This is a genomic window from Lactobacillus sp. ESL0225 (genome assembly GCF_003692905.1).
In the GTDB taxonomy this organism is placed as follows: Bacteria; Bacillota; Bacilli; order Lactobacillales; family Lactobacillaceae; genus Lactobacillus; species Lactobacillus bombicola.
On record NZ_REHK01000006.1, the window covers coordinates 181,107 to 207,156 of the forward strand.

A 26,050-nucleotide genomic window follows, 5' to 3' on the forward strand; every position below is an offset into this window, starting at 1 on the left:
ACAAAGTTTACTAAATTAAAAATAATATATTTGTATATATTTTGTATACATACTTGCATATTTAATAGATGTTATGTATACTTTGTTAAATAATTATCCCAACTATAGTGCCTTGAGTTATATTATTTAAAAAGAGATATTTCATATGTATGTAAACAAAAAATTATTTAAAGCAAAGTTATTATTTATTAGTATATACGTATTTGTCTTGTTCATGATTGGCTTTGATGTCATTAAAGCAGATACCCAGAATATTAGTGCAACTGACCAAGCAGCAGCTACATCTTATCAGATCCAATCCAGTGAAGATAATGGTAATAATGAAGAAATTAATTATTTTGAATCAAACCAAGATCAAGGCACAAGTGATGTATCTAGACAAGAGTCTAGTCAAATTGCTACAGAATTGCAAACTGATCCGCCTATTCCTAGGCTAGCCCTAGCACCGATTCAATGGGGAAATTCACAGTTAGCTTTTGATCAAACTACGGGTGTAGTGACAATTAACGGGGGACTAGTTAATAATCCATTACCAATTTCTCGAGTACTCCAACAAGAGCGAAATAATATCAAAAGTATAAAAATTACGGCTCCTTTAACAATCACTGGATCGGCAAGTTATCTGTTTGCCTCATTGCCGAATTTGACTACAATTGAAGGGCTAAATCTGGTAGATACTACGGCAATTACTGATATGTCAGATATGTTTAATAACTGCCGTAATTTGACAAGCTTAAAGATCCAATCCTTTAATACGGCCCAGGTTACTAATATGGGTGGTATGTTTAATGGGTGTGAAAGTCTTGCTAAATTAGATTTGGCATCCTTTAATACGGCCCAAGTTAAGAATATGAGATGGATGTTTCATAATTGCTATAGTTTGAAGCAGCTCGACTTAAGCTATTTTGACACTTCAAATACTGAAACAATGGAAATTATGTTTAATTCTTGTAAAAGTTTAACTAAGCTGGATTTGAGCAACTTCAATACTGCTAAAGTAACTAGTATGATGGCAATGTTTGATAATTGTGCCAGTTTAGTAGAATTAAATATTCGAAATTTCAATACTAAACAAGTTACGGACAAATCTTGGATGTTGGGGCTACCTAAGTTAAAGATTATTCATCTGGGTACGGAAATTACTGATTTGCAGAGAACCTATTTTTCAACTACTGGTGGTAAATGGGCTAATGTTGGTCGCGGTACGATTAATTCCCCAGAGAGTAGTAAAGTTTTTGCGGCAGCAGATTTAGAGCAAAACTATCACGGTGAAAAAGATGCGGATACCTATGTTCGTCTTGATTCAGATGTAGTTATCAGAGTCAAATACGTTGATGAAAATAATCAAGCGCTAGCGCCGGATGATATTTTAACTGGGAAACTTGGTGAAAATTATGTAACCACACCTAAGAACATTGCACAGTATTATCTTAAATACCAGCCTAGCAATGCTCAGGGAAAATTTGGCATATTTGAACAAGAAGTCATCTATGTTTATTCTCTGCTAAAGGATAGTGGCACTAGTAGGCCCCCACTTAAAGGCGCTGATATAATAATTCATTATCAGGATGCACAGGGTAATACAATAGCCTCAGATGAGATTCTTCACGGTAATGTTGGCGACGGCTATATTTCAATGAGCAAGGAAATAGCTGGTTATCAATTAAAAACTCGGCCAGATAATGCGACTGGATTTTTTACTGACCAGCCTCAAGTAGTTATTTATGTGTATACCAAATCTACTACTAGTGATAGCCCTCAATCTGGTGCTTCTATTATAGAGAAACCTAAGAATACTGATCCTGACTTGGGTCATTATGAGATAGCTTGCCCAGTTAATAAAGCAAAAAAGCAATTGGCGATTAAGGTTAATCACTTAGCTCGACCTACTAACTCAAGGCATCTTCATCCTGCTGCACCTAACAATTCTTTACCACAGACTGGCACCGATCAGAAACTGGCGAATCTATATTTTTTATTAGGAGGCATTTTATTATTAGTAAGTTTTGGCGGAGTAGTCTGGCACCTTGCTAAACAATTTTAAATAATGAAGCAATATTTTCTAAACCCGCAAACAGCGAATCAGCTATTTGCGGGTTTAGTGTTGGCGCCACTTTTTATGAGAGCGTAACAACATCAGTTTGAAGTTGAGGTGCTGAATGATAGTAATTAGCTGTAATTTTAAAGAAGTTGTTCATGTGCGAAATTATCAGTAAATTGTGAGTTTAATCATTGAGGGAATTATATTAAAGTTTTACTTTCAAATGGAATTTTAGTACAAACTAAAAGAACTCGCTCCGACTATAGGTCAGAATGAGTTCTTAAAGTAAATCAATTTAAAATGCCCTTTGGGCTTAAGCTTTATTTTCTTGATGATTGCGAATAGCCGGCAAAATTAACCCGAGTAAGAACAAGACAATCGGTGTTGCAATGTTTAGCGTTAAAGTTACTGGATCGGTTGAGTAAACTCCCAAAAGACAGCAAGCAAAATTAATAAAGAAAGCCCAGAAACCAGCAGAATATGCTAGCCATTGATGTTTAGTCATCTGGTAATTACCAGGGGTATGGAATTTTTTGATTTGCTTACGTAAAGCAATGTAAGCCACAAATACCCATAAATAACGCATTGGCATCACAATTGAGTTAAGCTTAATTAATTGAGCCATAACTGCTTGCGCATCAGGTAGTAGAGCTTGGAAGACAATTAAACCACCGGATAGAATGACGATCATCCAGATACCATTAATATATGCGCCATGCTTGTTAACTTTGAGTAATTTTTTAGGTATGTAGTCCTTCGCTTCTTTACTACCTAAAAGCATTCTCAATGGGGCATCAATACTCAATACTAACGTAGAGAATTGACCAATCACATTACACCATGAATAGATATACATGAATAAGCCGCCAACCCCATAATATTCACCTAACTTGTTGAAGGCCATGTAAGGTCCATTAGAAATGTACTCGTTAAGGTTATTATTAACAACTTTTGGATCAAACATCATTGCTAAAGCAATTGTTCCCAGAATGGCACAGACCATAACCATTATGGCTAAACCAATCATTGCTTTAGGGAAATTCTTTGAAGGGTCTTTCAGTTTATTAACGTAAGGTGATATTTTTTCACAACCCCCTACGGCAAAAACTAAAATAGATAAGGAAGTAAAGTATTTAACGTTAAAGTCAGGGATAAGATTCTTCACATTCCAACTTATGTTCATAAAACCTGCGTGAGGATTAATTGCTGGTGCGGCAAACATCATCAAAATAAATAAAATAGACATTATAAACATTGATGATCCAGCGATTGTTGACAAAGTCTTAATAACTGGGACACCGCGACTAGCTACCCAGCAGAAGAATAAGAAGACAACTAAAGTAGCTAATTGGGTCCAGGCAGTAGGTAAACTATCATACCAATTAGTATTACCGAAAATGCCCCAAGCCATACTCCTTAATCCACCGGTACCCTTACTTGAAATGTAAACAACATGGACTGCCCAAAAAGTCCACCCGGCGTAATAAGCCCATTTTGGTCCCATGGTAGCGTTAATCCAAGAAGAAACGCCACCTTCGGAATCTTTAAAAACAGATCCTAATTCGCCGACCATTAATGAATATGGAACGAAAAATAGTAGGAAAATTAAAATCCAACTAAAAATAACTTTTGTTCCATCAAAGTAGATGAAACCATTAACTACGTTACCAAATCCCCACACGGTCGAAAAGGCCATGATTGCTAGGGTGGTCCACATCATTTTTTTTGAATTTTTTTCTGATTCAATCATAAAATTAATGCTCCTAATGAAAACTATAATAACTAGTTTATTTTAAACTAGACAAAGAAAAAAATCTATCATTTTATAGCTTAAATAAATAATTAGATAACATAATACATCTATTGCTTATAATTAATAATTATGCAAAAATACATATATAGTTTTAGAAGGTGGGTATATAATGAAGAAAAGAATTAAAAACTTAGCGTTTCTTACAAGTTTAATTTTAGTTATTGCTTTATTTATTGGAAGTAATAATTCAGCTGTAAGTGCTAAGACTTATCATAAAGCTGTTACTAAAATTGCTGGTAATGTAAATTATCCGATTTACCATCATGTTTCAAAGAAGGGACCTGCCGGTAAATTTTCTTCTACTAAATATTTTAAATTTGCTCAAATTCAGTCCAAACAGTCAATTTCTACTAAAAAAGGAGAGTATTGGAAAATTATTGTAGATGGGCGGCCGGTAGGATGGGTAAAACAAGATTTTTTTGCTTGCAATCAAATATCGGTTGCCAAAAATGTTAGTTTAGTCCAAAACAGTGCCTTTACTTTTGATCCTAAAGATGCGATTAATTATGTTACAGATGCTCAAGGAACAGCCATTGATCTTAACCAAGTAAAAATCTCTCATTCTAGTATAAATTCTGCTTCACCAGGTAAGACGACAGTTGAATACACTTATGGTTCGGCTAAGGCCAGCGTTGACGTTGTAGTTCGCTCTGATAAGAATGAAGGGATTGCTCGGGCTGGTTTACGTCCAATGAACGGACCTAAAGAAGTTTCGACTTGGAAAGGTAGCTCTCCATCTTCTTCTCGTAATTGGAATGCTGCCCATAATTTTAGGTTAGAGACTAGAGCCAACGCCTTTAGAAGTAATGGTTTAACCTTGAAAACAATACTATTTCAACCACGATTTGTCAGCCTTGACTATAATAAGGCCGCAGATAAGATGGGACAAGTTGGGGTAATTCCAGAAGGAATAACGGTTAAGGACGCTAATTTTACGGTTGCAGTTTTTAATTCTAGCAGTGCTGCTTATGGACACCTTGTTTCATATAATTTAAATCAGATAAATAAATTTAAGGCACAAAATTTACCGCAACTTAAGTGGTCAACTTTTAAGCACTATGCCGCTAATATTAAAGTCAGTCCATATATTAAGTTGGGGCATGGCCAAGCGATTGGTTCATCAGAGAATTATATTTATGTAATTGCCAACGATAACAAGTCCAGAAATTCAAATAATTCGGAAGAAATATTGCAAATTCGCAAGTCTGACATGAAGATTAATCAAATTTGGAGTTTTCGTATTTGGAGTGGTACCTCACCTCGTTATATTCATAATGCGACATTTGCGGATGACAACACGATGTATTGTCTCTTTCATAATGGTGCTAATAATTACTATGAATATTGGAAAGTAACTCGTTCAGGTGATACTTGGACTCCTATTCAAGTTGGTGCTACTAAAGGTAATTTTATTAGCAATGGCTCGCCCGTCCAAGGCTTTACCTATGATAAAAAGCACCGTCAATTCTTTATTGGCTTTAATGATTACATTTTTAAAGTTGCAGAAAATGGTACTTATCAAGCAACCCATCATTTACATGTTAAACGTGAAATTGAAGGCTTGTCGGCCGATAAGGGTAAGTTATATGTTGAGTTTGCCCAACGAGGTGAATTAACAGCAGGAAAAATTAATTAAGTTTAAAAACAGGCTCATTGGTGTGAGCCTGTTTTTTTCAAAATATAAGTCTATGGCACTTTTGGCAAAAATAAATAATAAAAAAGCTAAGTAGGTATTTCTATACTTAGCTTTTTATTTTAATGGGTCCCCTGAGAGTCGAACTCAGATTTTAAGAACCGGAATCTTACGTGCGATCCATTACACTAAGGACCCAAACAATACTTTAGCTATTATAGCAGAAAAAGAAGGAAAAATGAAATCTTTTTTTAGCACTAAAAAAGAAAGTTGTAGTATGATTAAGTTCAAGGAGAACTTGGTTATCTTGTATAACTTTGTTTTTCTTGAATTATTTAAAATTGGTTGTTATACTATAGATGTCGATTGAGAAATGGGAGATTTAATATCTATTAGTCCACGTTTCTCTTATATTTTTAGGCAAAGCGGGACAAAAAATGACAACTGATGGGTCAATTTACGTCCCAAGATAAGGAGAGAAGTTGATGTACGCGGAATTTCCAGTGCTTGAAGCTCTCGTTCCTGACATACTAAAAGTTTTTCGGCAAAGATATCTTGTTCTTGAACAGATATCGCTGAATGCGCCCGTTGGTCGCAGAAGTGTGGCTCAGGCATTAGGTCTTTCTGAAAGAAACGTGCGAACGGAAACAGAGAATCTTCGTGATCTCGGTTTAATCGAAATTAAGAATTTTGGCATGTTTATGACAGAGAAGGGCGAGAAGATGCTGCAAGATGCAGCACCACTGATTGACCGTTTGTTTAATGCACGCGAAACCGAAATTGATTTGGCACGTAAACTGGGCATTGAACGAACAATCATTGTACCAGGTGATAGTGATTTACAAGAACTAGTTTTTGAAAGAATGGGTGAAGAGCTCAATGCAGCGCTTGACTTGCTTTTACCACTAGGTCATTCGATTATTACCGTACTTGGTGGGGCAGCACTTGCTAAATCTGCTAAAAATTTGTCTAAAAGTTTAGGGAAAAATCGGCAATTAGAGTTTGTTCCTGGTCGTGGTGCCTTGGGCGAAAATGTTGCTATTCAAAGCAATACAATTGTTCAAGAAATGGCTGCGGCAACTGGTGGCAAATACAAGACCTTGTATTTGCCCGAGCAAGTTTCAACCGCAGCTTATAAATCGCTAATTCGTGAATCTACCGTGGCTGATGTTTTAGAAGACATTTCTAAAACAGATGTTTTAATTCACGGCATTGGACTTGCTCATGATATGGCTCGACGCAGAGGTTATAACGCAATGCGGCTATCTGAATTGCGGGAAAAAAGAGTCGTTACCGAATGTTTTGGGTGTTTCTTCGATAACAAAGGTAAGATTGTCGACCGCGTGCAACAGGTTGGCTTGCAGTTCGAGAATCTAAATAAAATACCCCACATATTTGCTTTTGCTTGCGGGAGCCATAAGGCTAAAGCAATCAATGCTTATATGCCTAATGCACCTCATCAAACCTGGCTAATAACTGATGAAGGTGCCTCAAATAAGATTTTAAAGGAGAAATAATTCTCGTTTAAAATAAAAGATGTATGTAGTTCTTACATAGTTCCTAAGGAGGACTTTAGAATATGACAGTTAAAATTGGTATTAACGGCTTTGGCCGTATCGGTCGTTTAGCATTTCGTCGCATTATGGATTTAGGCGAAAAGTCAAAGGATATTGAAGTTGTTGCTATTAACGACTTGACTACTCCAGCACTTTTGGCTCACTTATTGAAGTATGACTCAACTCATGGTACTTTCAACCACGAAGTTTCAGCTACTGAAGATTCAATCGTTGTTGATGGTAAAAACTACCGTGTATACGCTGAGCCACAAGCTCAAAACATTCCATGGGTTAAGAACGATGGTGTTGACTTTGTTCTTGAATGTACTGGTTTCTACACCAGCAAGGCTAAGTCACAAGCTCACCTTGATGCTGGTGCCAAGAGAGTCTTGATTTCAGCTCCTGCTGGCAACGACTTGAAGACTATTGTTTACGCAGTAAACGATGACACTTTAGATGCTAGCGACACTATTGTTTCAGCTGGTTCATGTACTACTAACTCATTAGCACCAATGGTTGATGCATTGCAAAAAGAATTTGGTGTTAAAGTAGCTACTATGACTACTATCCACGCTTACACTTCAACTCAAATGCTTTTGGATGGACCTGTTCGTGGTGGTAACAAGCGTGCTGCCCGTGCTGCTGCTGTTAACATTATTCCTCATTCAACTGGTGCTGCTAAGGCTATTGGTCTTGTTGTTCCAGAATTGAACGGTAAAGTTAACGGTCACGCACAACGTGTTCCAGTTACTGACGGTTCATTAACTGAATTAGTTTCAATTCTTGACAAGAATGTAACTGCTGATGAAGTTAACTCAGCAATGAAGAAATACGAAAGTGACTCATTTGCTTACAACGATGATGAAGTTGTTTCAAGTGATATCGTTGGTATGACTGCTGGTTCAATCTTTGACCCAACTCAAACTATGGTAACCACTGCTGGTGACAACCAATTAGTTAAGACTGTTGCTTGGTACGACAATGAATACTCATTCACTTGCCAAATGGTTCGTACTTTGTTGAAATTTGCTACTCTTTAATTTTTAAATTAATTAAAGTAGTAAAAGAGAAGGCGGAGGGAAATTCTTCCTTCCGCCTTTTTTCTTATCATTAAAATAATTAAGTTATCGGAGGATATAGATGGCTAAATTAATTGTTTCAGACCTTGATGTAAAAGATAAAAAGGTTTTAGTTCGTGTTGATTTCAATGTGCCAATTAAAGACGGTGTAATTGGTGATGACAACCGTATTGTTGCCGCCCTTCCTACCATCAATTATATTATTGATAATGGTGGTAAGGCTATCTTACTTAGTCACTTAGGCCGAGTAAAGACTGCTGATGATAAAAAAGAATTGTCACTTAAGCCAATTGCTGAACGCTTAAGTGAATTATTGAAGAAGCCAGTAACCTTTGTACCTGAAAATGAAGGTCAAGAAGTTGAAAATGCAATTAACAACATGCAAGATGGTGATGTCGTAGTTCTTGAAAATACACGTTTTCAAGACATTGATAATGACTTTGGCAAGCGTGAAAGTAAGAATGACCCCGCTCTTGGTGAATATTGGGCAGCTCTTGGCGACATGTACGTAAACGATGCTTTTGGTACTGCGCACAGAAGTCATGCTTCAAACGTTGGTATTGCCGAAGCTATGAAAAAGGCTGGCAAGCCTGCAGCAGCTGGCTACTTAATGGAAAAAGAAATTAAATTCTTAGGCGATGCCGTAGCTAATCCAGTTCACCCATTTGTAACTATCTTAGGTGGAGCGAAAGTTTCTGACAAGATTGATGTTATTACCAATTTAATTCCAAAGTCAGACCACATTTTAATTGGTGGCGGGATGGCTTATACCTTCTTAGCTGCTCAAGGTCATAACATTGGTAAGTCATTATTTGAGCCAGATAAGGTTGACTTGGCTAAGCAATTGCTAAACGATGCTGATGGTAAGATTGTATTACCAGTTGATAACTTAGCAGCAACTGAATTTTCAAATGATGCTGCTCGTGAAGTTGTTGGTGATGATATTCCTGACAACATGATGGGACTTGATATTGGTCCTAAGAGTGTTGAAAAGTTCAAAGAAATCTTAAAAGATGCTAAGACAGTTGTTTGGAATGGACCAATGGGTGCCTTTGAAATGCCAAACTTTGCCGAAGGTACTTTAGAAGTTGGTAAGTCATTAGCTGAATTAACTGATGCCACTACGATTATTGGTGGTGGTGACTCAACTGCAGCTGCTAAACAATTAGGAATTGCTCCTAAGATCACCCACATTTCAACCGGTGGTGGTGCCTCACTTGAATACCTTGAAGGTAAGGAATTACCTGGAATTGTCTGCATTTCAGATAAATAGTTCTCAGAAAGGAATTTAAGATATGCGTACACCAATTATTGCTGGTAACTGGAAATTGAATATGAATCCTGAACAAGCTGTTGCATTTGCGACTGCCGTTAAGGATAAGTTACCCCAAGCAAGTAAAGTTGAATCCTTAATCTGTGCTCCAGCTGTAGACCTTGATGCTTTACAAAAAGCAGCTCAAGGTTCTGATTTACAGATTGGTGCAGAAAATGCCTACTTTGAAAATGAAGGTGCTTTTACGGGTGAAACTTCACCTAAGGTACTTAAAGAAATGGGTATTAACTACTGCATTATTGGTCATTCAGAACGTCGGGATTATTTTCACGAAACTGATGAAGATATTAATAAGAAGGCCAAAGCATTATTTGCCAATAACATTACCCCAATTCTTTGTTGTGGTGAATCACTTGAAAAGCGTGAAGCTAATAAGCAAGAAGAATGGGTTATTGGTCAAATTAAGGCTGCCTTAAATGGTTTGACTGCAGACCAAGTTTCAAGCTTGGTAATTGCTTATGAGCCAATTTGGGCTATTGGTACTGGTAAAACTGCAACATCAGATCAAGCTGAAGAAATGTGTAAAACCATTCGCGATACAGTTAGAGATCTATACGATAATGAAACTGCTGAAAATGTTCGCATTCAATATGGTGGTTCAGTTAATCCTGCTAACGTTAAGGAATTAATGGCTAAGCCAAATATTGATGGTGGTTTAGTTGGCGGAGCCAGCTTAAAAGCAGATTCATACTTAGACTTAGTTAATTACCAAGACTAAGTTATAAAATCTAAAAAAACAGCTATTGCATAGTGTAATAGCTGTTTTTTTATTGAAATACCGGGCAATAATAAAGTAATTAGTATAGATAGTAAAGTATATTTTTGCTTCCTTTTTTTAATTTTTTTATAAAGTTGCTGCTTGTAAGATGCAACCAAGGCCTCAATAATGATAAATTTCTTTTTAAGAAAATGCTATATTAACAGGCTTTAAATTAAGTAGCCATAATTATGGTGACACCACATGGTCCAAATGTTTGGTGATAATGTGATTACATGATTAAATTAAATAATAAAAAAATCAAAATTAATAAAAGTGAGGTTTGAAAATGAAAAAAATATTTTGTTCAATGATTGCTACTTTAGCTGTTTTATTGACTTTTCCATTTTTAATTCATAATAAATATACTGATTATTTTAACCCTTTATTAAAAACGGAAATTTCTTATGCTCAGGTGCCTAAAAACACGCAAAAATATTATAATGTTCAAGCTGTTAATAAATTCGGCAAGAAGTTACCCTACAAATTAAACTTTGTTGGTGGCTATGATGCCTCAAAAGAGTACATTGCGATTCAACATAAAGGGCAGTATGTCAAACTAGTTGACTATATTGCAGAAAAGCAAATGCCTATGGAATGAATAACTAAAGATACTATAGTGAATATCGTCTTTAATAGGTCTAAGAAGTAAGAGGGCGTGCTATGACTGCTATTAAGCAAATTAGGTTATGAATGCCAGTAATTTTATTGTATCTTTTTGATTACTAATATGACCGTTTGTTTACTATAACCTTACATCTAAGTTTTGTGGTCCAATTGGCTTGTATCGCAAATTACCTGTGGTATAATCCTAAGAATAATAAAAATTTATTAGGAGATAAAAAATGAAAAGTAATAAAATTTTAACTGTATTGGCAGCTGCTGCAATTGGTGTTTCTACTGCTACTAGCCTAGGTGCTATGCAAGCCCAAACATCTCATGCGGCTGCTAAGCAAGCTAAGACGGTTAAGCCAAGTAAACAAGCTAAAGCAGTTAAAGTTGCTTTTGGTAAGTCATATACCTTCCCTAAAGAGTGGGCTGGTAAATGGTATAGTAATGATCTTTTACGGATGGAGCCATTAGATTTTCATAAAACTGGACTAGGGTCACCAAGAAGTGGTGAATATGCTAAAGCAGTTACAAGTGCAAAATTAAAGGGAACTAATAAGTATCCATGGCAAATGTCTGCTGATTGGCAAGCTAAGAATGCTAAAGAATTAAATAAGTACGTTCGTGTAAGTAAAAAGAAGGTAAACGGCATTGACTGGATTATTGTTACTCCAGTTGGTAAAAAGTCAATTGATAATGGTTTCGCTTTTGCGGCTAGAACTGAAAAACTAAATGGCAAAAAGGAAACTGTTATTTTTGAAGCTAATCCACATGTTGGTGCAGCTACCCAACAATATTTCCGTACTAAGGAATTAGCTGATAAGTATGGTAAGCACCAATTCAAGAATATGGAATATAGTAAATGGGTTTTGCTTAGATCAAAAAACAAATAAGTTAGTTAAATAGTTATTTAGGGTCTTACTACTTAAGTAAGACCCTTTTGTTTGTGCGAATTATAAGAAATTAAAGATAAAATATTTATTAGGTAATTGAAAGTAAAACAAATCCGCCCCTAGTTTTAGTAACTCTGTGGAGCGGAATTTGTAATGGAGCTAATTTTTATTTGTAGCGGTAAATTAGTTAAAATTCACATTATACCGCGGGCCAATTGGTGGAAAGGTAGGCAAGCGTAAGGGAGTTGTGTGCCATTGAGTAAAAAGGGTTGCGCATAAGAGGATAAAGGGGACGTCTTCTGGACGTGAAATTTTACAAGTTAGCACCACGCCAATCTTAACCATAGTGGTTTGAACAGTAGCAATTTTTTTGACGCCAGTTAAAAATTTATAACGTCCATTTTTGATATTACCAGTGACAAGGTAATTTAACCTTGTAATATAAAAAAGATTGGCCAGGTTATTATTCAGATGCTTGACCTTAACCAGCGAATGATTGACCACATCAATTGTAAAAGAGGAGATTAGACCATTACCATCAGCATATAAGCGGCCAATTTCTGTTCCATTTACCGTTTTTAAATATAGGGTATGATTAGGATTATTCAAGTTACCTTCAATAATGTAGCGAATTTTGCCATTTTCATTGGCGACAGGAATTTGCCCATATTCTTGTTGTTGATTGAGTTCCAATAAATAGCGCATAACGACTCCTATTCCTTAGCATTTGCGCTAATAAACTTCCTTAATATATAACCGACACCATGATCATCATTTGATTTAGTAGTTACTTGGGCTATTTCTTTAATTTTAGGAACAGCATTGCCCATTGCTACACCGACACCTGCATCGCGAATCATACTTAAATCATTTAGATTATCTCCAATAGCTGCAATTTCTTCCCGCTTGATTTTTTTCTTGTGAGCATAATCAAGTAAAGCTGGTCCTTTTTGTGCGTGAATATCATTGATTTCAATATTGACGGGACCGCTAGAAGTAATCGCTAGGTCGCCTAAGGCAGCAATTTCTTGTTTGGCTTGCGTAAATGCCTGTTGCCCATTAGCATTAAAAGAAATAATTTTCATGACTTCGATTTGCGGATCATTTAAAAGTTCGGTAAAATTAGCTACAAATTTCATGCTTAACATCGCATTACTCCCAGCAGCAATTGCTACGGCCTTTTTAAAAGTTAGTTCAGCGTTTAATTGCATCAATGATCGTGCTAAATTAGCAATCCGCTGGCTTGTGTCCGTAGAATAAATTTGATCGGCAGTTACAAGTTCATAATAAAGTTGATGTCGTTCTAAAATAGCGACAATTTGCTTAGCCTTTGATTGAGGAAGGGCATGTTTGACTTGTAATTGGTCATTAGCATCATAGACTAAGGCGCCATTAATATTGATAAAACCGGTCTGTAACCCATATTTTCTAATTGCTTGACGTGATTGTTTAGGTGAGCGGCCAGTTGCTATTAAAAATTCAATATTATTTTGTTGGGCTGCTTTAATTGCGGCAATATTTTCGCCGGAAATGTCTAAACTACTATTGAACAGTGTTCCGTCAAGGTCACAAGCTACTAATTTAATCAAGGTTAAATGTTCCCCTTCCTAATAATTCTATAAGGTAATAAATATTCTGTCTATTAAGATTATATTTGCTAAAGAAGCGCTAAAATTATTCAGCTTCTTTTCGATAACAATTAATTTCATGATACCATAAAAGCTAATGAAAGCGAGGACGTTTTACAGAATGAAAAAATATATCGGCAATGACTGGGATCAAGTCTTAGCTCCAGTATTTGCTAGTAATGAATATCATAAGTTACATGAATTTTTAAAAGTAGAGTATGCAACTAGGCAAATTTTTCCAGATATGTACCATATTTTTACCGCTTTTAAATTAACCCCTTTTACTAAAACTAAAGTAGTAATTCTTGGTCAAGATCCATATCATAACCCTGGTCAAGCAACTGGGCTGAGTTTTGCCGTAATGCCTGGCATCTCGTTACCGCCATCATTGGTTAATATTTACCGTGAATTGTATGATGACGTTGGCTGTGCGCCAGTTAATCATGGTTATTTAAAAAAATGGGCTGATCAAGGTGTTTTACTGCTTAATGCCGTTCTAACCGTGCCTTTGGGTCAGGCAAATGGTCATCAAGGTAAAGGTTGGGAGCAGGTGACTGATGCAGCAATTAAAGCACTTAGTGATCGCGGAAAAGTGGTCTTCATTTTATGGGGAAGATACGCTCAAAATAAGATTAATTTAATTGACCAAAACCGTAATTTTGTAATTAAATCAGCTCACCCTAGCCCATTGTCAGCTAGCCGTGGCTTTTTTGGGTCCCGACCATTTTCACGTTGTAATGCTGCTTTGAAAAAATTTGGGACAGGTCCCATTGATTGGCAGCTACCCGCAGAAATTAAACAGATAGACTTAGCATAAGGAATGAAAAATGAGTATTTTTACATTGTTAGAAGACAAATTAAAAAAAACGGGCGTAAAATATCGCTTAGTGTTTCCTGAAGGAAATGAGCAAAAGGTTCTGGAAGCAGCCAGTAAATTAGCTGCGGGATCAATTGTTGAGCCAATCTTATTAGGTAATCCCCAAAAGATTATGACTACTATTAGGAGCAGCAAGTTAACTTATCCGCAACCAAAAATTATTGATTATCAGCATGATTCAGCAATTAGTGAATTAGTACCAGCCTTCATTGCTGCTCGCGGTAAAGAGGTGGATGAAGCCGATGTGTTACGAGCACTGAATGATGCTAATTATTATGCAACAATGCTAGTCAAAATAGGTAAAGCTGATGGAATGGTTTCTGGAGTTGCTCATTCTACAGCCGATACTGTCCGACCAGCTTTACAATTAATTCATACAGCTGCAGGGATGAAGCGAGTTTCTGGTAGCTTTATTATGGAACGTGGAGCAGAAAGGTATATTTTTGCAGATTGTGCCATTAATCCTGAACCTGATAGTAAAACTCTAGCTGAAATTGCCTATCAGTCAGTTGCCACTGCACGTATGATTGACCTTGAACCACGGGTAGCTTTTTTAAGTTTTTCAACTAAAGGTTCAGCTAAGGGGACTATGGTTGACCGCGCAGCGGAGGCTTATCAAATATTTGCTCACGCTCACCCCGATATTCTTGCTGATGGGGAATTGCAATTTGATGCAGCCTTTGTACCTGAAGTGGCTAGAAAAAAAGCGCCGACATCTCCGCTTAAAGGGCGAGCTAATATTTTTATTTTCCCAGAATTACAGTCAGGTAATATTGCTTATAAAATGACGCAGCGGTTAGGAAATTTCACAGCGATAGGGCCAATTTTGCAAGGAATTGCGCAGCCCATTAATGACCTTTCAAGAGGTGCTAGTAGTCAAGATATATATAATATGGCAATATTAACTGCTGCTCAAGTAAGTGCAGAGGGTGAGTAAGATGAAATTAACTGTAAATTCGGCAGCTGAAATGAATAAAATCGGTGCAGCTATCGCTCTGACAGCTAAGCCACATGATCTCTTGCTTTTAAAAGGTGATTTAGGTGCAGGCAAAACGACGTTAACGCAAGGAATCGGTCGTGCCCTTGGAATTAAGCGCCCAGTAAAGAGCCCAACTTTTACAATTGTTCGGGAATATCGCGAGGCACGTCTGCCCTTTTTTCATATGGATTTTTACCGTTTAGAAAACGACGATTTGTCCTCAATTGATCTAAACAGTTATCTAGCTGAACCAGGCTTAGTTGTGATCGAATGGCCCCAAGTGATTAAAGCACAATTACCAGAGTATGCTTTGCAATTGACTATCCGCCGTGTTGATGATCAGTGGGATTCGACTAAAAGAACGGTTGAATTTGAAGTGCAGGGTGAGCGTGCTAAACAATGGTTAGCGGATATTTTAGTGCAGCTTAAATCCATTAGCTAAAGTTTAAATTTTTAGCTTTAAAATATTTTATTAGTAAAAAGAGTTAGCATTGGTCAGTGCTAACTCTTTTAATATGGCCGATTTCTAGCCTTCATACTTGTTCAACTAAATTCTTAAGTGCCTCGTCACCAAATTGCTTATTTTGGGCAATCAAAATTCCGGCACAAGCTTCACTGTCGCTTAAGGCATTGTGATGATGCCATAGTTCAACTTGAAGTGCTTTAGCTACTGTATCCAATTTATGGTTTGGCAAATCAGGCTCAAATAACTTACTAGTTTTAAGTGTATCAAGAACGAAATAATGCGGTTCGGCAATATCATAACGTGCTAAGCTTTTACGCATGACATTAGTATCGAAACGAGCGTTATGTGCACACACTAACATACCAGGTTGGTATAAATCTTTAATTTGAGGCCAGACTTCAGCCATTGTTGGTGCCGTTTTTACTTCATCTGCGGTAATATCATGTACTTGAATATTACGACTGTCAAATGGCATTTGTGGATTAATCAAGGTATAAAAGCGGTCGATAATTTTATTATCTCGCACCATTACAAGTGCCAGAGAACAAGCACTTTCAGGCTGCCGATTGGCAGTTTCAAAATCCATAGCAATAAAATTCATTTTTTCTCCTTAAATAATTAATTTTAGTATAACATAGAGTGAAGCAAATGCCTTAATGCGGTAAAATAGAAAAAGTATTATAAAGGGGATTTTAACGGTGGAGTTATTTAATATAGAACAAGTAGGAACTAAAATTGAGAAACAAGTTCCGCTAAGCAAATATACTTTTACTGAAACAGGTGGTCCAGCAGAATATTTAGCTTTTCCTCAAACCATAACTGAGTTAAAGGAACTAGTACGTTATACATTTGAAAATGAGATACCCTTAACTGTAATTGGTAATGCATCTAATTTAATTATCCGTGATGGTGGAATAGATGGTTTAGTGGTTATTTTAACTAAAATGAACCAAATTAAAGTTACAGATAAGCAAGTAACAGCTCAAGCTGGTGCACGTATAATTGATACTGCTTTTACCGCAGCTGAACATGGTTTAAGTGGACTAGAGTTTGCCGCTGGGATTCCTGGTAGTGTAGGTGGAGCTGTCTTTATGAATGCAGGAGCCTATGGTGGAGAAACTTGTGCGGTAGTGAAAAATGTAAAAGTTTTGACACGCAAAGGTGAGTTTAAAGTATATTCTAATGAAGAAATGAAATTTGCTTACCGACACTCACTTATTCAGGAAAATGGTGATATCGTAATAGCTGTAGATTTTACTTTAAAAAGGGACACCAAAAGTAAAATTTTAGCTGATATGAATTATTTAAATGCCTTGCGTAAGTATAAACAGCCACTAGAGTATCCGTCATGTGGTAGTGTTTTTAAACGACCAAAAGGTCATTTTGTGGGCCCAATGATTATTGAAGCTGGCTTACAAGGTAAGCAAATTGGGGGGGCACAAGATTCCATGAAACATGCTGGTTTTATTGTAAATAAAGGCAATGCCACTGCTACTGATTATTTGGATTTAATTCACCTGATTCAACGTGTAATTAAGGAAAAGTTTAAGCTGGATTTACAAACTGAAGTTAGAATAATTGGGAAACCCACTGAATAAAAAGTAAATCTCTAATAGTGGAAAGGAGCAGAGATGAATTTTAATGTTGGCAACATCTTTACTTGGAATAACTTGTCAATTATTCTTGACGTATTAATCATTTGGTTCTTAGTTTATCATTTGGTTATTTTAATTAGGGGTACTAAGGCAGTTCAACTAGCCAAGGGTATCGTCTTAATTTTTATTGTCCGCATTATTGCAGGTGTTTTACAGCTGCACACTACAACGTGGTTGATAGATCAAATTGTTTCTTGGTCAGTCATTGGTATCATTATTATTTTTCAACCTGAAATACGTCGTGGACTTGAGCATTTAGGACGATTACCAATTTTTGGTGAGCGCGAAGATAGCGAGCGTAATGAATCGCTTAGGTTTATTAATGAACTTGATAAGGCTATCCAGTACATGTCTAAAAGGCGGATTGGCGCCTTAATTACCTTGCAACAAGAGACTGGACTTGATGATTATATCGAAACAGGAATTAATTTAGATGCTCGTGTTACAGGTGAATTATTAATTAATATTTTTATTCCTAATACTCCACTACATGATGGGGCAGTAATTATTAATCAAGACCATGAAATTGCGGTCGCAGCGGCTTATTTACCTTTATCAGATAGTACGATGATTCCTAAAAGACTTGGTACTAGACACAGAGCTGCTGTAGGTATTTCGGAAGTAACTGATGCAATTACGATTGTAGTATCTGAAGAAACCGGTGGCGTAACTATTACTCGTAATGGGCGGCTACTTTTGGATATTAGTCGGGATGAGTATATGAAGTATTTAACTGCCGCGCTTGTTCCTAAGAAAAATAATAATGAAAAATGGTATCAAAAGGCTTTGCGTAAAATTTGGAAATGGGGTGCTGACCGATGAAAGAATTTTGGCGCAAGGCATGGTTCATTCGTTTAGTTTCACTCTTAATTGCTATTTTACTGGTAATTTATGTAAATTATACTCAAAGTGGATTTTGGACACAGGGAGAACCTGAACGGACTAAACAAACTGCTAATAAAACGCAAACTATTAAAGTTCCTTTGCAAGTTTCGGTTGACACTGATAAGTATTATGTGATTGGTTATCCTGAAAAAGTTAGTGTTACTTTAGAAGGCTCGACGGCTTTAGTTACATCAATGGTCAATACCCAAAACTTTCGAGCATATATTGATTTAACTAATAAAAATATTGGTCGGCATACGGTTAAAATAAAGATTACGGGAATGAGTAAACAGGTATCATATTCTGTTAATCCTAAAACAGTAAATGTGAATATTCAACGACGAAAATCTACCACAATGCCTATACAAACAGAGTATAATAAGGGAGCAGTCGCCCGTGGATATAGGTTAGGGGATGTTAGCATTTACCCACAAGAAGCTGAAGTAACCGGTGCTCGTAGTGAAGTTGACCAGATTGATCAAATAATAGCTAAAGTAGTTTTACCTAATGGTATTGATCATACCTTTGAACGGCAAGTCAGTTTGATTGCTGAAGATCATAAAGGACGTCAGCTCAACGTAGTCATCGAACCGGCGACTGCTAAGGTAATAATTCCAATCACAATTGCTCAAAAAATGATAAAAGTTGAATTACAACCAATGCATGAAAAGCAAAATAAATTATACTCGATTAGTACTAGAAGTAATTATGTTACTTTGTTTGGGACCGAAGAGGCTTTGACTAAAGTGAAACACTTGAAAGTACCGCTTGATTTAAGCAAGATTAACAGTTCAACGACTAAGTTAGTGAAGTTAAAATTGCCTCAAGGTATAGTGAAGGCTGATCCGAGTCAAGTTAGTGTGGATCTAAAAGTCGAGAATACGAATAATGAAAAAATTAAAGGTAAATGATGGATAAGGAAGGTTGTTTATAAAATGTTGAAATATTTTGGTACAGATGGTGTTCGTGGCGTAGCTAATCGAGATTTATCTCCTGAGCTGGCATTTAAACTAGGACGTGATGGGGGTTACATCTTAACTAAGAATACTAAAAATGAACAGGCGAAAGTCTTAGTTTCAAGAGATACTCGGGCTTCCGGGCAAATGCTTGAATATGCTTTGATTTCAGGATTACTTTCAGTGGGAATTGAAGTATTAAAAGTTGGTGTAATTACTACTCCAGGTCTATCATATTTAGTTAGAGCACAAGGAGCTGATGCTGGCATTCAAATTTCAGCTTCACATAATCCAGCTGAAGATAATGGTATTAAATTTTTTGGTAGTGATGGCCTAAAATTATCTGATGAGATGGAGGAAGAAATTGAAAAATTAATTGATAATGAAAAAGATGCCTTACCACGTCCATCAGCTGCGGGACTGGGTTCGGTAACTGATTTTCATGAAGGCAGTGCCAAATATCTGCAGTTTATTGAAAATACTATTCCTGAAGATCTCAATGGTATTAAAGTAGTTATTGATGGCGCTAACGGAGCGGCAAGTAGTTTAATCTCACGCTTATTTGCTGATTGTGGTGTTGACTTTACGACCATTGCTACTCATCCTAATGGCTTAAATATTAATGACCATGTTGGTGCAACGCATACTGAAAAATTACAAGAAGAAGTGGTTAAGCAAAAGGCTCAATTAGGCTTGGCCTTTGATGGCGATGCTGATCGTTGTATTGCTGTAGATGAAAATGGTCACGAAGTTGATGGTGATCACATTATGTACATTTTAGGTACTTACATGGAAGATAGTGGACGCTTGAAGGATGATACAATTGTGACCACTGTAATGAGCAACTTGGGATTTACAAAAGCTTTAGAAAAACATGGTATTAAGAATGTACGTACGCAAGTTGGAGATCGCTATGTTTCCGAGGAAATGAGAAAGCATGGCTATAACTTAGGTGGTGAACAATCTGGTCATGTAATTATGAGTGATTATCATAATACTGGGGATGGGATGCTAACTGGTTTACAGTTAATGCTAGTAATGAAAAAAACGGGTAAGTTACTGACTGAGTTATTAAAAGACTTTAAAGACTATCCTCAATGTCTAGTAAATGTTCCAGTTACTGATAAACATAGTTGGGAAAATCATCAAGCGATTGTTGATGTAATTAAGAAAGTTGAAGCAGATATGCAGGGAGATGGCCGGGTAGTGGTTCGTCCTTCTGGCACACAATCATTATTACGGGTAATGGCTGAAGGTCCAACACAAGAAATAACCGATGCTTATGTAAAGCAAATTACTGATGTAGTTGAAAAAGAGATGGGTATTTAAATTTTATAAAGTGATAAAAAAGCAGACCAAACACTGAGAAAATGTGTTTGGTCTGCTTTTTATTTTTAGATTAATACAAAATATTTCATTTAGTATATACCAATTTAGATAATTTAGCTTGACCAACTTTAATAAAAAAGCTATTATTCCTTTTGCTACAACTAATATTTAAAAAACCAATTTAACAAAATTAAATATACCAAAGGAGAATAATATGTGTGGAATTGTTGGTCTCGTAGGTAAAGAAGCAAAAGAAATCGTGCTAAATGGTCTAACTAAGTTAGAGTATCGCGGCTATGATTCTGCCGGAATCTATTTGAATGATTTGGCGGGTAATGAATATTTGACTAAGACTACCGGTAGAATTCAAAATTTAAAAGAGCAAATGCAAACAAAAGAGCAAGGATTAGTAGGAATTGGGCACACTCGCTGGGCTACACATGGCGAGCCCACTGATAACAATGCTCATCCTCAATTTGATCAAACGAAACGCTTTTATATGGTTCACAATGGGGTAATTGAAAATTATCAGGAAATAAAAGATGAATACTTAAAAAATGTAATTTTTAAATCAAATACGGATACTGAAGTTATTGTTCAATTAATCAGTAAAATTGTTCAAGAACAGGAGTTAGATACCTTTAGTGCACTAAAACAAGCTTTGAATTTAATTAAGGGTTCATATGCAATTTTATTAGTTGATAATAAATATCCTGATCATATCTATATCGCTAAAAACAAGTCGCCGTTAATGTTAGGTTTAGGCCATAATTTTAATATTATAGCTTCAGATGCTCTTTCAGTTTTGGATCAAACAAAAACTTTTATCGATATCCAAGATGGTGAAGTTGGCGATATTACTAAAAATAACTATAAATTAGAAACACTTGATGGAAAAGCGGTGGCACATCAGTCATATCAAGTTAATATTGACCCTAATGCTGCAAGTAAGGGAACTTACGAATTTTATATGTTAAAAGAAATTTGTGAACAACCAACTGTTTTACATCATTTGGCACAAACTTATCTCGATCAGTCTGGTACACCTCAAGTTGATCCGAAAATTACCACTGGTCTATCTCGTGCTGATCGTATTTATATTTTTGCTGCAGGTACAAGCTATCATGCAGGTCTAGTTGGCAAAGAAATTATTGAAGAATTGACAGAGATACCGACCGAAGTTGCTTTTGCTTCAGAAGCAGGATATCATTTTCCAATCTTATCGCAGCATCCTTTCTTTATTTTTCTTTCGCAATCTGGAGAAACTGCTGATTCTCGGGTGGTTTTGCAGGAAGCAATAAAGCGTAAAATTCCTTGTTTAACTTTGACTAATGTTCCCAATTCAACTCTAGCCCGTGAAGCTAATTATGCAATGTCGCTCGAGGCGGGGCCAGAAATTGCAGTAGCTTCAACTAAAGCTTACATTGCCCAAATTACAGTTGAAGCCATTTTGGCTAAGGCTGTAGGTGAGAAGTTAGCTAAAAAAAGAGCGAAAGATTTCTTGTTAAAAGAAAACCTTGCCTTGGCTGCTGAAGGAATTGAGCAGGTTCTTTCGACCCAAGATAAAATTGCTCAACTAGCCCGAAAATATTTAGTACCATCGCGTAGCGCATTTTATATTGGACGGGGAATTGATTACCCTGTTGCTTTAGAAGCAGCATTAAAATTAAAAGAAGTTTCGTATATTCAAACAGAAGGTTTTGCAGCTGCAGAATTAAAGCACGGTACGATTTCATTAATTGAACCCGGTACGCCGGTAATTGCATTAATCAATGATCCATTAACTGCAGATTTAATGCGCGGAAACATTCAAGAAGTTATTGCCAGAGGGGCAAAAGTAATTACTATTGCTAGTCAAAGTTTGGCTAAAACTAATGATGATATCGTTTTGACTAATCTTAATTATTATTTAAGTCCACTTATTTCTGTTGTAGCGGCACAGTTATTTGCCTACTATACTTCTAAAATAAAAGGACTAGATGTTGATAAACCAAGAAACTTAGCTAAAAGTGTTACCGTAGAATAAAGTATATCTAAATAAAAAGAAAAGGTCGTAAGTAATTACGACTTTTTGTATAATGAAGCTAATAATGCTAAGAAGTGGGAGGAAAAAATTTTGGCAATTAAAATAATTGCAGTTGATTTGGATGGAACTTTGCTCACAAGTAATAATCAAATCTTACCTGAAACTGAAAGAGTGTTAAAGCAGGTAAGTCGTCAGGGAATTAAAGTTGTTTTAGCAACAGGTCGTCCTTTATCTGGTGCAATGCCCTATAATCAACAATTAGAATTAATGGGAAAAGACCAATATGACATTGTTTTTAATGGTGCAGTAATTCAAGACTTAGCTGGTAACATTTTAATGAATCAAAAGATGGGCTATCAAGATTTTACTAATATGTTACGTTTACAACGTTTAGCTCATGTGAATTTACATTTTGAAACGCCTGATTGCTTTTGGACTTGTGATCGAGATGTAGGAACTAACTTGGCAAATAACGGTGCAGTTACTAACAATATGATTAAAATTAGACGACCAGAAGAAATTCCGCAAGCTTTTTCTTTTAACAAGATTGGTTTCAGTTTAATTGATGATCTTCAAGAAATGGACAAACTATGGAATAATATTCCTGAATGGGTATTTAAGAAGTACGATGTAGTAAGAAGCTTTGCAGAAATCATTGAAATCAATGACAAGATTGCTTCTAAGGGTAATGCTTTAATCCAATTAGCTGATCGCCTTAAAATTCAGCAAAAAGACGTGATGATTTTTGGCGACCAGGGTAATGATATTTCAATGTTTTCTAACCCCAACTTTAAAAAAATAGCGATGGGTAATGCTATCGAATTAATTAAGGATAAAGCTGATTATGTAACTGCTGATAATAATCATAATGGAATTGCCAAAGCAATAAAAAAATTTGTTTTGTAGTAAAATAAAGTAGAGTTGATTATTATGGTAGAAAAAAAGATAGAACATAATGTTTCAGAAGCTGAGTGGGAAGTAATGCGGATTATTTGGACCCTTGGTGAAACTCATACTGGTGACGTGATTGAACAACTGCAAACAAAAAAGCATTGGTCAGAATCAACAATCAAGACTTTAATGGGACGTTTGGTCAAGAAGGGCTTACTACAAACGCGCAAAGATGGGCGACGGTTTGCTTATTCGGCGACAGTTAGTCAAATTGAAATGATGATTAAGGTGACTAACCAATTAATGGATCATATGTGTGATATGCATAAGGGTCAGGTATTGATTGAAATACTAAAAGGGCTGCCCCTATCTCAAAGTGATATTGCAACTATTGAAAATGAGCTTATTTTAAAAAAAGCCCATGCACCTAAAATGGTTCCTTGTAATTGTTTAGCTTCAGGTCAACACAATTGTTAATCAAATTAATAATTAGGAGGTTATAAATGAGAAGGTTTGGCAGTATTTTAATGCGTTTGGTATTTACTGTTTTGTTATGTGTATCAGGATTTTTGTTACTGGAAAGTCCAGTAATTATGGCTGTACCTAATGTCCCGCAAATGGCTAAAACACTTATTCAAAAGAGTATTGACCAATCAGATAATGATAGTTTTAAAGGTACATATCGGTTGGCTAAGGAATTGGGCGTAGAAGATAAAATTCTAGAACAATTGCCGCGCAAATACCACCAAAATATATCTTATGTCAGTATGTATAACCTTAGTGTTACCTATCGCGAAAATGGAGAGTTAACCGCAAAAAATTTAGCGCTACCGGCTAATAACAAAGTACAAGAAGCGGTAAATTATGTAATTATAAATAACATTAATGATAACCTTAAAAAGAATAAAAAAGATGTTAACCAAACTATTGCTATCTTTCATTATTGCTTCTTTGGTTTGATTATTCTCTTTGCAATTGCTATTATCCTTGTTTTATTTGGTAGATGGTGGGCATCAATTGCTATTTTGCTAGCTACTGTTGGCTCTTTTGGAGCCTTACAGTTCTACAGTAATAATGTTTTGCATAATTTACAAACGCAATATCATGGTATCACGTTGACCACTTCGTCTGCACTTTGGTTAGGATTAGCCATCGGGTTGGTTGCTCTGATTCTCTGGCCACCAATTTTGAAAATTACGAAAAAAAATGGACATGATAATTAAAAATGTTAAATGACTAATTAGCTAAATAACCGCTAGTCTTAGAGACTAGCGGTTATTTTATTGCGTTCTTAAGAAATTCAAATTTAGACTATTTGTACTGGTCTAACTTATTAGCAATAATTACTTAGTATAATTTGGTGCTTTTTTAGTAATTTGGACATCATGGGGGTGAGATTCACGTAGTCCGGCATTAGTAATACGTATAAATTGTGAATTTTCCCGTAAGTCAGTGATTGAAGCAGCACCAACGTAGCCCATACCTGAACGTAAGCCACCAAGAATTTGAAAAATAATGTCCGAAACATCACCTTTATAGGCAACCCGAGCTTCCACTCCTTCTGGCACGAGTTTATTAGCTTCGTTAACACCACCTTGGAAATAACGGTCAGATGAGCCATGAGATTGGGCCATTGCGCTAACTGAACCCATCCCGCGGTATGCTTTATATTTTTGCCCATTACTTTCAAAAATTTCCCCGGGTGCTTCAGTGGTGCCTGAAAGCATACTACCAAGCATTACCGCATGTCCACCTGCGGCCAGGGCCTTAACAATATCGCCAGAATATTGCATACCACCATCTGCAATGATTGGTTTATGATATTCTCGCGCTGCAGTAGCCGCGTCGTAAATAGCAGTGATTTGGGGTACGCCAACCCCAGCAACTACCCGAGTAGTACAAATTGAGCCCGGGCCAATTCCTACTTTAACAACATCAACACCTGCATCAAAGAGGGATCTGGCTGCATCACCAGTTGCAATATTGCCAGCAATTAAAGTAGTTTGAGGGAAATGCTCTCTAATTTCTTTGATTTTACGAAGAACACCTGCTGAATGCCCATGGGCGGTATCAATAACAATTGCATCGGCGCCATTTTCAAGTAAAGTAGCAGCGCGTTCAAAGGTATCACTAGTAACTCCAACGGCAGCAGCTACTAGCAGATGATTGTTTTGATCAATGGCTGCCTTAGTAAAATTATTTGGGACAACGACATTTTTAACATTGGCAACTTCACTGGCTTGAGCTGTAATTGACATGTTCTTATGAATGACTCCCAACCCACCTTGTAAAGCAATTGCGATTGCCATGGCACCTTCTGTTACAGTATCCATTCCGGCGCTAATAATAGGAATGTTTAGCTTAATATTTGGTGCTAGTTGCGTGTGAAGATCAACTTCATTAGGTAGAACGTGACTTTCAGCGGGAATTAATAAGACGTCATCAAAGGTTAAACCTTCTTTATTAAATTTCGTTGTCCAATTTGACATTTAGTGCACTCTCCTTACTTAGAATTATTAAAGTTAAATTGATTACACTTTACTAGGGAATTGCATGGCGGTCAAGTGCTAATTTTTAATTAAATTAAGCTTTGCATGTAAACCGAACAAAAAAATGGTTTTTATTTTTATTGTAAACCTTTAAG

General features: G+C 36.3%; 24 protein-coding genes. 19 read left to right on the top strand and 5 right to left on the bottom strand.

What is annotated here, in order from left to right:
* Nucleotides 1-145: 145 nt before the first annotated feature.
* A complete protein-coding gene (locus F5ESL0225_RS02535) occupies nucleotides 146-2,044 on the top strand; it encodes a BspA family leucine-rich repeat surface protein (protein WP_122047789.1) in 1,899 nt (632 codons plus the stop codon).
* A 310-nt stretch (nucleotides 2,045-2,354) separates the two neighbouring features.
* On the opposite strand, the gene F5ESL0225_RS02540 is transcribed toward F5ESL0225_RS02535, so the two are convergent.
* Nucleotides 2,355-3,791: an APC family permease gene (locus F5ESL0225_RS02540; RefSeq protein ID WP_118897981.1), complete on the bottom strand. Its 1,437-nt coding sequence runs from the start codon at nucleotides 3,789-3,791 to the stop codon at nucleotides 2,355-2,357.
* A gap of 172 nt (nucleotides 3,792-3,963) precedes the next feature.
* Here F5ESL0225_RS02540 and F5ESL0225_RS02545 point away from each other — a divergent pair, with 172 nt between their 5' ends.
* The 7 genes from F5ESL0225_RS02545 to F5ESL0225_RS02575 all read left to right on the top strand — a co-directional run bounded on the left by F5ESL0225_RS02545 (nucleotide 3,964) and on the right by F5ESL0225_RS02575 (nucleotide 11,714).
* Nucleotides 3,964-5,490 carry an SH3-like domain-containing protein gene (locus F5ESL0225_RS02545; RefSeq protein WP_122047790.1) on the top strand — a complete coding sequence of 509 codons (1,527 nt, stop codon included), beginning with the start codon at nucleotides 3,964-3,966 and terminating at the stop codon, nucleotides 5,488-5,490.
* Between the two features lie 482 nt (nucleotides 5,491-5,972).
* The gene (locus F5ESL0225_RS02550; RefSeq protein WP_122024541.1) at nucleotides 5,973-7,004 is read left to right on the top strand and encodes a sugar-binding transcriptional regulator; all 1,032 of its coding nucleotides are present in this window, start codon (nucleotides 5,973-5,975) and stop codon (nucleotides 7,002-7,004) included.
* Nucleotides 7,005-7,066: 62 nt separating this feature from the next.
* Nucleotides 7,067-8,083 (top strand): type I glyceraldehyde-3-phosphate dehydrogenase, encoded by a 1,017-nt coding sequence (gap, locus tag F5ESL0225_RS02555; RefSeq protein WP_090093108.1) that lies wholly within the window; start codon nucleotides 7,067-7,069, stop codon nucleotides 8,081-8,083.
* 100 nt (nucleotides 8,084-8,183) lie between these two features.
* Entirely contained in the window at nucleotides 8,184-9,395 is a 1,212-nt protein-coding gene (gene pgk, locus F5ESL0225_RS02560; RefSeq protein WP_122047791.1) for a phosphoglycerate kinase, read from the top strand.
* Nucleotides 9,396-9,417: 22 nt separating this feature from the next.
* Nucleotides 9,418-10,173: a triose-phosphate isomerase gene (gene tpiA, locus F5ESL0225_RS02565; protein ID WP_122021490.1), complete on the top strand. Its 756-nt coding sequence runs from the start codon at nucleotides 9,418-9,420 to the stop codon at nucleotides 10,171-10,173.
* Nucleotides 10,174-10,501: 328 nt separating this feature from the next.
* A complete protein-coding gene (locus F5ESL0225_RS02570; RefSeq protein WP_122021491.1) occupies nucleotides 10,502-10,813 on the top strand; it encodes a YxeA family protein in 312 nt (103 codons plus the stop codon).
* 244 nt (nucleotides 10,814-11,057) lie between these two features.
* Complete coding sequence (locus F5ESL0225_RS02575) at nucleotides 11,058-11,714, top strand: hypothetical protein (protein ID WP_122047792.1); 657 nt, start codon at nucleotides 11,058-11,060, stop codon at nucleotides 11,712-11,714.
* A 183-nt stretch (nucleotides 11,715-11,897) separates the two neighbouring features.
* Here the strand turns inward: F5ESL0225_RS02575 and F5ESL0225_RS02580 are convergent, their stop codons facing one another.
* Both F5ESL0225_RS02580 and F5ESL0225_RS02585 read right to left on the bottom strand, forming a co-directional pair.
* The gene (locus F5ESL0225_RS02580) at nucleotides 11,898-12,419 is read right to left on the bottom strand and encodes a hypothetical protein (RefSeq protein ID WP_122024543.1); all 522 of its coding nucleotides are present in this window, start codon (nucleotides 12,417-12,419) and stop codon (nucleotides 11,898-11,900) included.
* An 8-nt stretch (nucleotides 12,420-12,427) separates the two neighbouring features.
* Nucleotides 12,428-13,303, bottom strand: a complete 876-nt coding sequence (locus tag F5ESL0225_RS02585) for a Cof-type HAD-IIB family hydrolase (protein WP_122024544.1) — start codon at nucleotides 13,301-13,303, stop codon at nucleotides 12,428-12,430.
* Between the two features lie 160 nt (nucleotides 13,304-13,463).
* On the opposite strand from F5ESL0225_RS02585, the gene F5ESL0225_RS02590 reads away from it, so the two are divergent.
* Genes F5ESL0225_RS02590 through tsaE form a run of 3 tightly spaced genes read left to right on the top strand, consistent with a single transcriptional unit; the run spans nucleotide 13,464 to nucleotide 15,640 of the window.
* A complete protein-coding gene (locus F5ESL0225_RS02590; RefSeq protein WP_090093120.1) occupies nucleotides 13,464-14,159 on the top strand; it encodes a uracil-DNA glycosylase in 696 nt (231 codons plus the stop codon).
* Between the two features lie 10 nt (nucleotides 14,160-14,169).
* Nucleotides 14,170-15,156, top strand: a complete 987-nt coding sequence (pta, locus tag F5ESL0225_RS02595) for a phosphate acetyltransferase (protein ID WP_122024545.1) — start codon at nucleotides 14,170-14,172, stop codon at nucleotides 15,154-15,156.
* Nucleotide 15,157: 1 nt separating this feature from the next.
* The gene (gene tsaE, locus F5ESL0225_RS02600; protein ID WP_122024546.1) at nucleotides 15,158-15,640 is read left to right on the top strand and encodes a tRNA (adenosine(37)-N6)-threonylcarbamoyltransferase complex ATPase subunit type 1 TsaE; all 483 of its coding nucleotides are present in this window, start codon (nucleotides 15,158-15,160) and stop codon (nucleotides 15,638-15,640) included.
* A 91-nt stretch (nucleotides 15,641-15,731) separates the two neighbouring features.
* On the opposite strand, the gene F5ESL0225_RS02605 is transcribed toward tsaE, so the two are convergent.
* Nucleotides 15,732-16,265, bottom strand: a complete 534-nt coding sequence (locus F5ESL0225_RS02605) for a 3'-5' exonuclease (RefSeq protein WP_122047793.1) — start codon at nucleotides 16,263-16,265, stop codon at nucleotides 15,732-15,734.
* A gap of 97 nt (nucleotides 16,266-16,362) precedes the next feature.
* Here F5ESL0225_RS02605 and murB point away from each other — a divergent pair, with 97 nt between their 5' ends.
* The 8 genes from murB to F5ESL0225_RS02645 all read left to right on the top strand — a co-directional run bounded on the left by murB (nucleotide 16,363) and on the right by F5ESL0225_RS02645 (nucleotide 24,629).
* On the top strand, nucleotides 16,363-17,262 hold the full coding sequence (gene murB / locus F5ESL0225_RS02610; RefSeq protein ID WP_122047794.1) for a UDP-N-acetylmuramate dehydrogenase: 900 nt from the start codon (nucleotides 16,363-16,365) through the stop codon (nucleotides 17,260-17,262).
* A 33-nt stretch (nucleotides 17,263-17,295) separates the two neighbouring features.
* Nucleotides 17,296-18,141 carry a diadenylate cyclase CdaA gene (cdaA, locus tag F5ESL0225_RS02615; RefSeq protein WP_122021498.1) on the top strand — a complete coding sequence of 282 codons (846 nt, stop codon included), beginning with the start codon at nucleotides 17,296-17,298 and terminating at the stop codon, nucleotides 18,139-18,141.
* A complete protein-coding gene (locus F5ESL0225_RS02620) occupies nucleotides 18,138-19,115 on the top strand; it encodes a YbbR-like domain-containing protein (RefSeq protein WP_122021499.1) in 978 nt (325 codons plus the stop codon). The genes cdaA and F5ESL0225_RS02620 overlap by 4 nt, the downstream gene beginning before the upstream one ends.
* 24 nt (nucleotides 19,116-19,139) lie before the next feature.
* A complete protein-coding gene (glmM, locus tag F5ESL0225_RS02625; protein ID WP_118896784.1) occupies nucleotides 19,140-20,489 on the top strand; it encodes a phosphoglucosamine mutase in 1,350 nt (449 codons plus the stop codon).
* A 214-nt stretch (nucleotides 20,490-20,703) separates the two neighbouring features.
* Complete coding sequence (glmS, locus tag F5ESL0225_RS02630; protein ID WP_122021500.1) at nucleotides 20,704-22,515, top strand: glutamine--fructose-6-phosphate transaminase (isomerizing); 1,812 nt, start codon at nucleotides 20,704-20,706, stop codon at nucleotides 22,513-22,515.
* A 90-nt stretch (nucleotides 22,516-22,605) separates the two neighbouring features.
* Complete coding sequence (locus tag F5ESL0225_RS02635; protein WP_122024600.1) at nucleotides 22,606-23,421, top strand: Cof-type HAD-IIB family hydrolase; 816 nt, start codon at nucleotides 22,606-22,608, stop codon at nucleotides 23,419-23,421.
* A gap of 24 nt (nucleotides 23,422-23,445) precedes the next feature.
* On the top strand, nucleotides 23,446-23,883 hold the full coding sequence (locus F5ESL0225_RS02640; protein ID WP_090093134.1) for a CopY/TcrY family copper transport repressor: 438 nt from the start codon (nucleotides 23,446-23,448) through the stop codon (nucleotides 23,881-23,883).
* 26 nt (nucleotides 23,884-23,909) lie between these two features.
* On the top strand, nucleotides 23,910-24,629 hold the full coding sequence (locus tag F5ESL0225_RS02645; RefSeq protein WP_122021502.1) for a hypothetical protein: 720 nt from the start codon (nucleotides 23,910-23,912) through the stop codon (nucleotides 24,627-24,629).
* A gap of 120 nt (nucleotides 24,630-24,749) precedes the next feature.
* Here the strand turns inward: F5ESL0225_RS02645 and F5ESL0225_RS02650 are convergent, their stop codons facing one another.
* Nucleotides 24,750-25,895, bottom strand: coding sequence for an IMP dehydrogenase (locus tag F5ESL0225_RS02650; RefSeq protein WP_122021503.1), 1,146 nt, complete (start codon nucleotides 25,893-25,895; stop codon nucleotides 24,750-24,752).
* Nucleotides 25,896-26,050: the final 155 nt, after the last annotated feature.

What these genes read in the sequence shown, in the direction of transcription:
- F5ESL0225_RS02535 (WP_122047789.1), top strand. Translation starts at nt 146, where the DNA reads ATGTATGTAAACAAAAAATTATTTAAAGCAAAGTTATTATTTATTAGT.
- F5ESL0225_RS02540 (WP_118897981.1), bottom strand. Translation starts at nt 3,791, where the DNA reads ATGATTGAATCAGAAAAAAATTCAAAAAAAATGATGTGGACCACCCTA.
- F5ESL0225_RS02545 (WP_122047790.1), top strand. Translation starts at nt 3,964, where the DNA reads ATGAAGAAAAGAATTAAAAACTTAGCGTTTCTTACAAGTTTAATTTTA.
- F5ESL0225_RS02550 (WP_122024541.1), top strand. Translation starts at nt 5,973, where the DNA reads ATGTACGCGGAATTTCCAGTGCTTGAAGCTCTCGTTCCTGACATACTA.
- gap (WP_090093108.1), top strand. Translation starts at nt 7,067, where the DNA reads ATGACAGTTAAAATTGGTATTAACGGCTTTGGCCGTATCGGTCGTTTA.
- pgk (WP_122047791.1), top strand. Translation starts at nt 8,184, where the DNA reads ATGGCTAAATTAATTGTTTCAGACCTTGATGTAAAAGATAAAAAGGTT.
- tpiA (WP_122021490.1), top strand. Translation starts at nt 9,418, where the DNA reads ATGCGTACACCAATTATTGCTGGTAACTGGAAATTGAATATGAATCCT.
- F5ESL0225_RS02570 (WP_122021491.1), top strand. Translation starts at nt 10,502, where the DNA reads ATGAAAAAAATATTTTGTTCAATGATTGCTACTTTAGCTGTTTTATTG.
- F5ESL0225_RS02575 (WP_122047792.1), top strand. Translation starts at nt 11,058, where the DNA reads ATGAAAAGTAATAAAATTTTAACTGTATTGGCAGCTGCTGCAATTGGT.
- F5ESL0225_RS02580 (WP_122024543.1), bottom strand. Translation starts at nt 12,419, where the DNA reads ATGCGCTATTTATTGGAACTCAATCAACAACAAGAATATGGGCAAATT.
- F5ESL0225_RS02590 (WP_090093120.1), top strand. Translation starts at nt 13,464, where the DNA reads ATGAAAAAATATATCGGCAATGACTGGGATCAAGTCTTAGCTCCAGTA.
- pta (WP_122024545.1), top strand. Translation starts at nt 14,170, where the DNA reads ATGAGTATTTTTACATTGTTAGAAGACAAATTAAAAAAAACGGGCGTA.
- tsaE (WP_122024546.1), top strand. Translation starts at nt 15,158, where the DNA reads ATGAAATTAACTGTAAATTCGGCAGCTGAAATGAATAAAATCGGTGCA.
- F5ESL0225_RS02605 (WP_122047793.1), bottom strand. Translation starts at nt 16,265, where the DNA reads ATGAATTTTATTGCTATGGATTTTGAAACTGCCAATCGGCAGCCTGAA.
- cdaA (WP_122021498.1), top strand. Translation starts at nt 17,296, where the DNA reads ATGAATTTTAATGTTGGCAACATCTTTACTTGGAATAACTTGTCAATT.
- F5ESL0225_RS02620 (WP_122021499.1), top strand. Translation starts at nt 18,138, where the DNA reads ATGAAAGAATTTTGGCGCAAGGCATGGTTCATTCGTTTAGTTTCACTC.
- glmM (WP_118896784.1), top strand. Translation starts at nt 19,140, where the DNA reads ATGTTGAAATATTTTGGTACAGATGGTGTTCGTGGCGTAGCTAATCGA.
- glmS (WP_122021500.1), top strand. Translation starts at nt 20,704, where the DNA reads ATGTGTGGAATTGTTGGTCTCGTAGGTAAAGAAGCAAAAGAAATCGTG.
- F5ESL0225_RS02640 (WP_090093134.1), top strand. Translation starts at nt 23,446, where the DNA reads ATGGTAGAAAAAAAGATAGAACATAATGTTTCAGAAGCTGAGTGGGAA.
- F5ESL0225_RS02645 (WP_122021502.1), top strand. Translation starts at nt 23,910, where the DNA reads ATGAGAAGGTTTGGCAGTATTTTAATGCGTTTGGTATTTACTGTTTTG.
- F5ESL0225_RS02650 (WP_122021503.1), bottom strand. Translation starts at nt 25,895, where the DNA reads ATGTCAAATTGGACAACGAAATTTAATAAAGAAGGTTTAACCTTTGAT.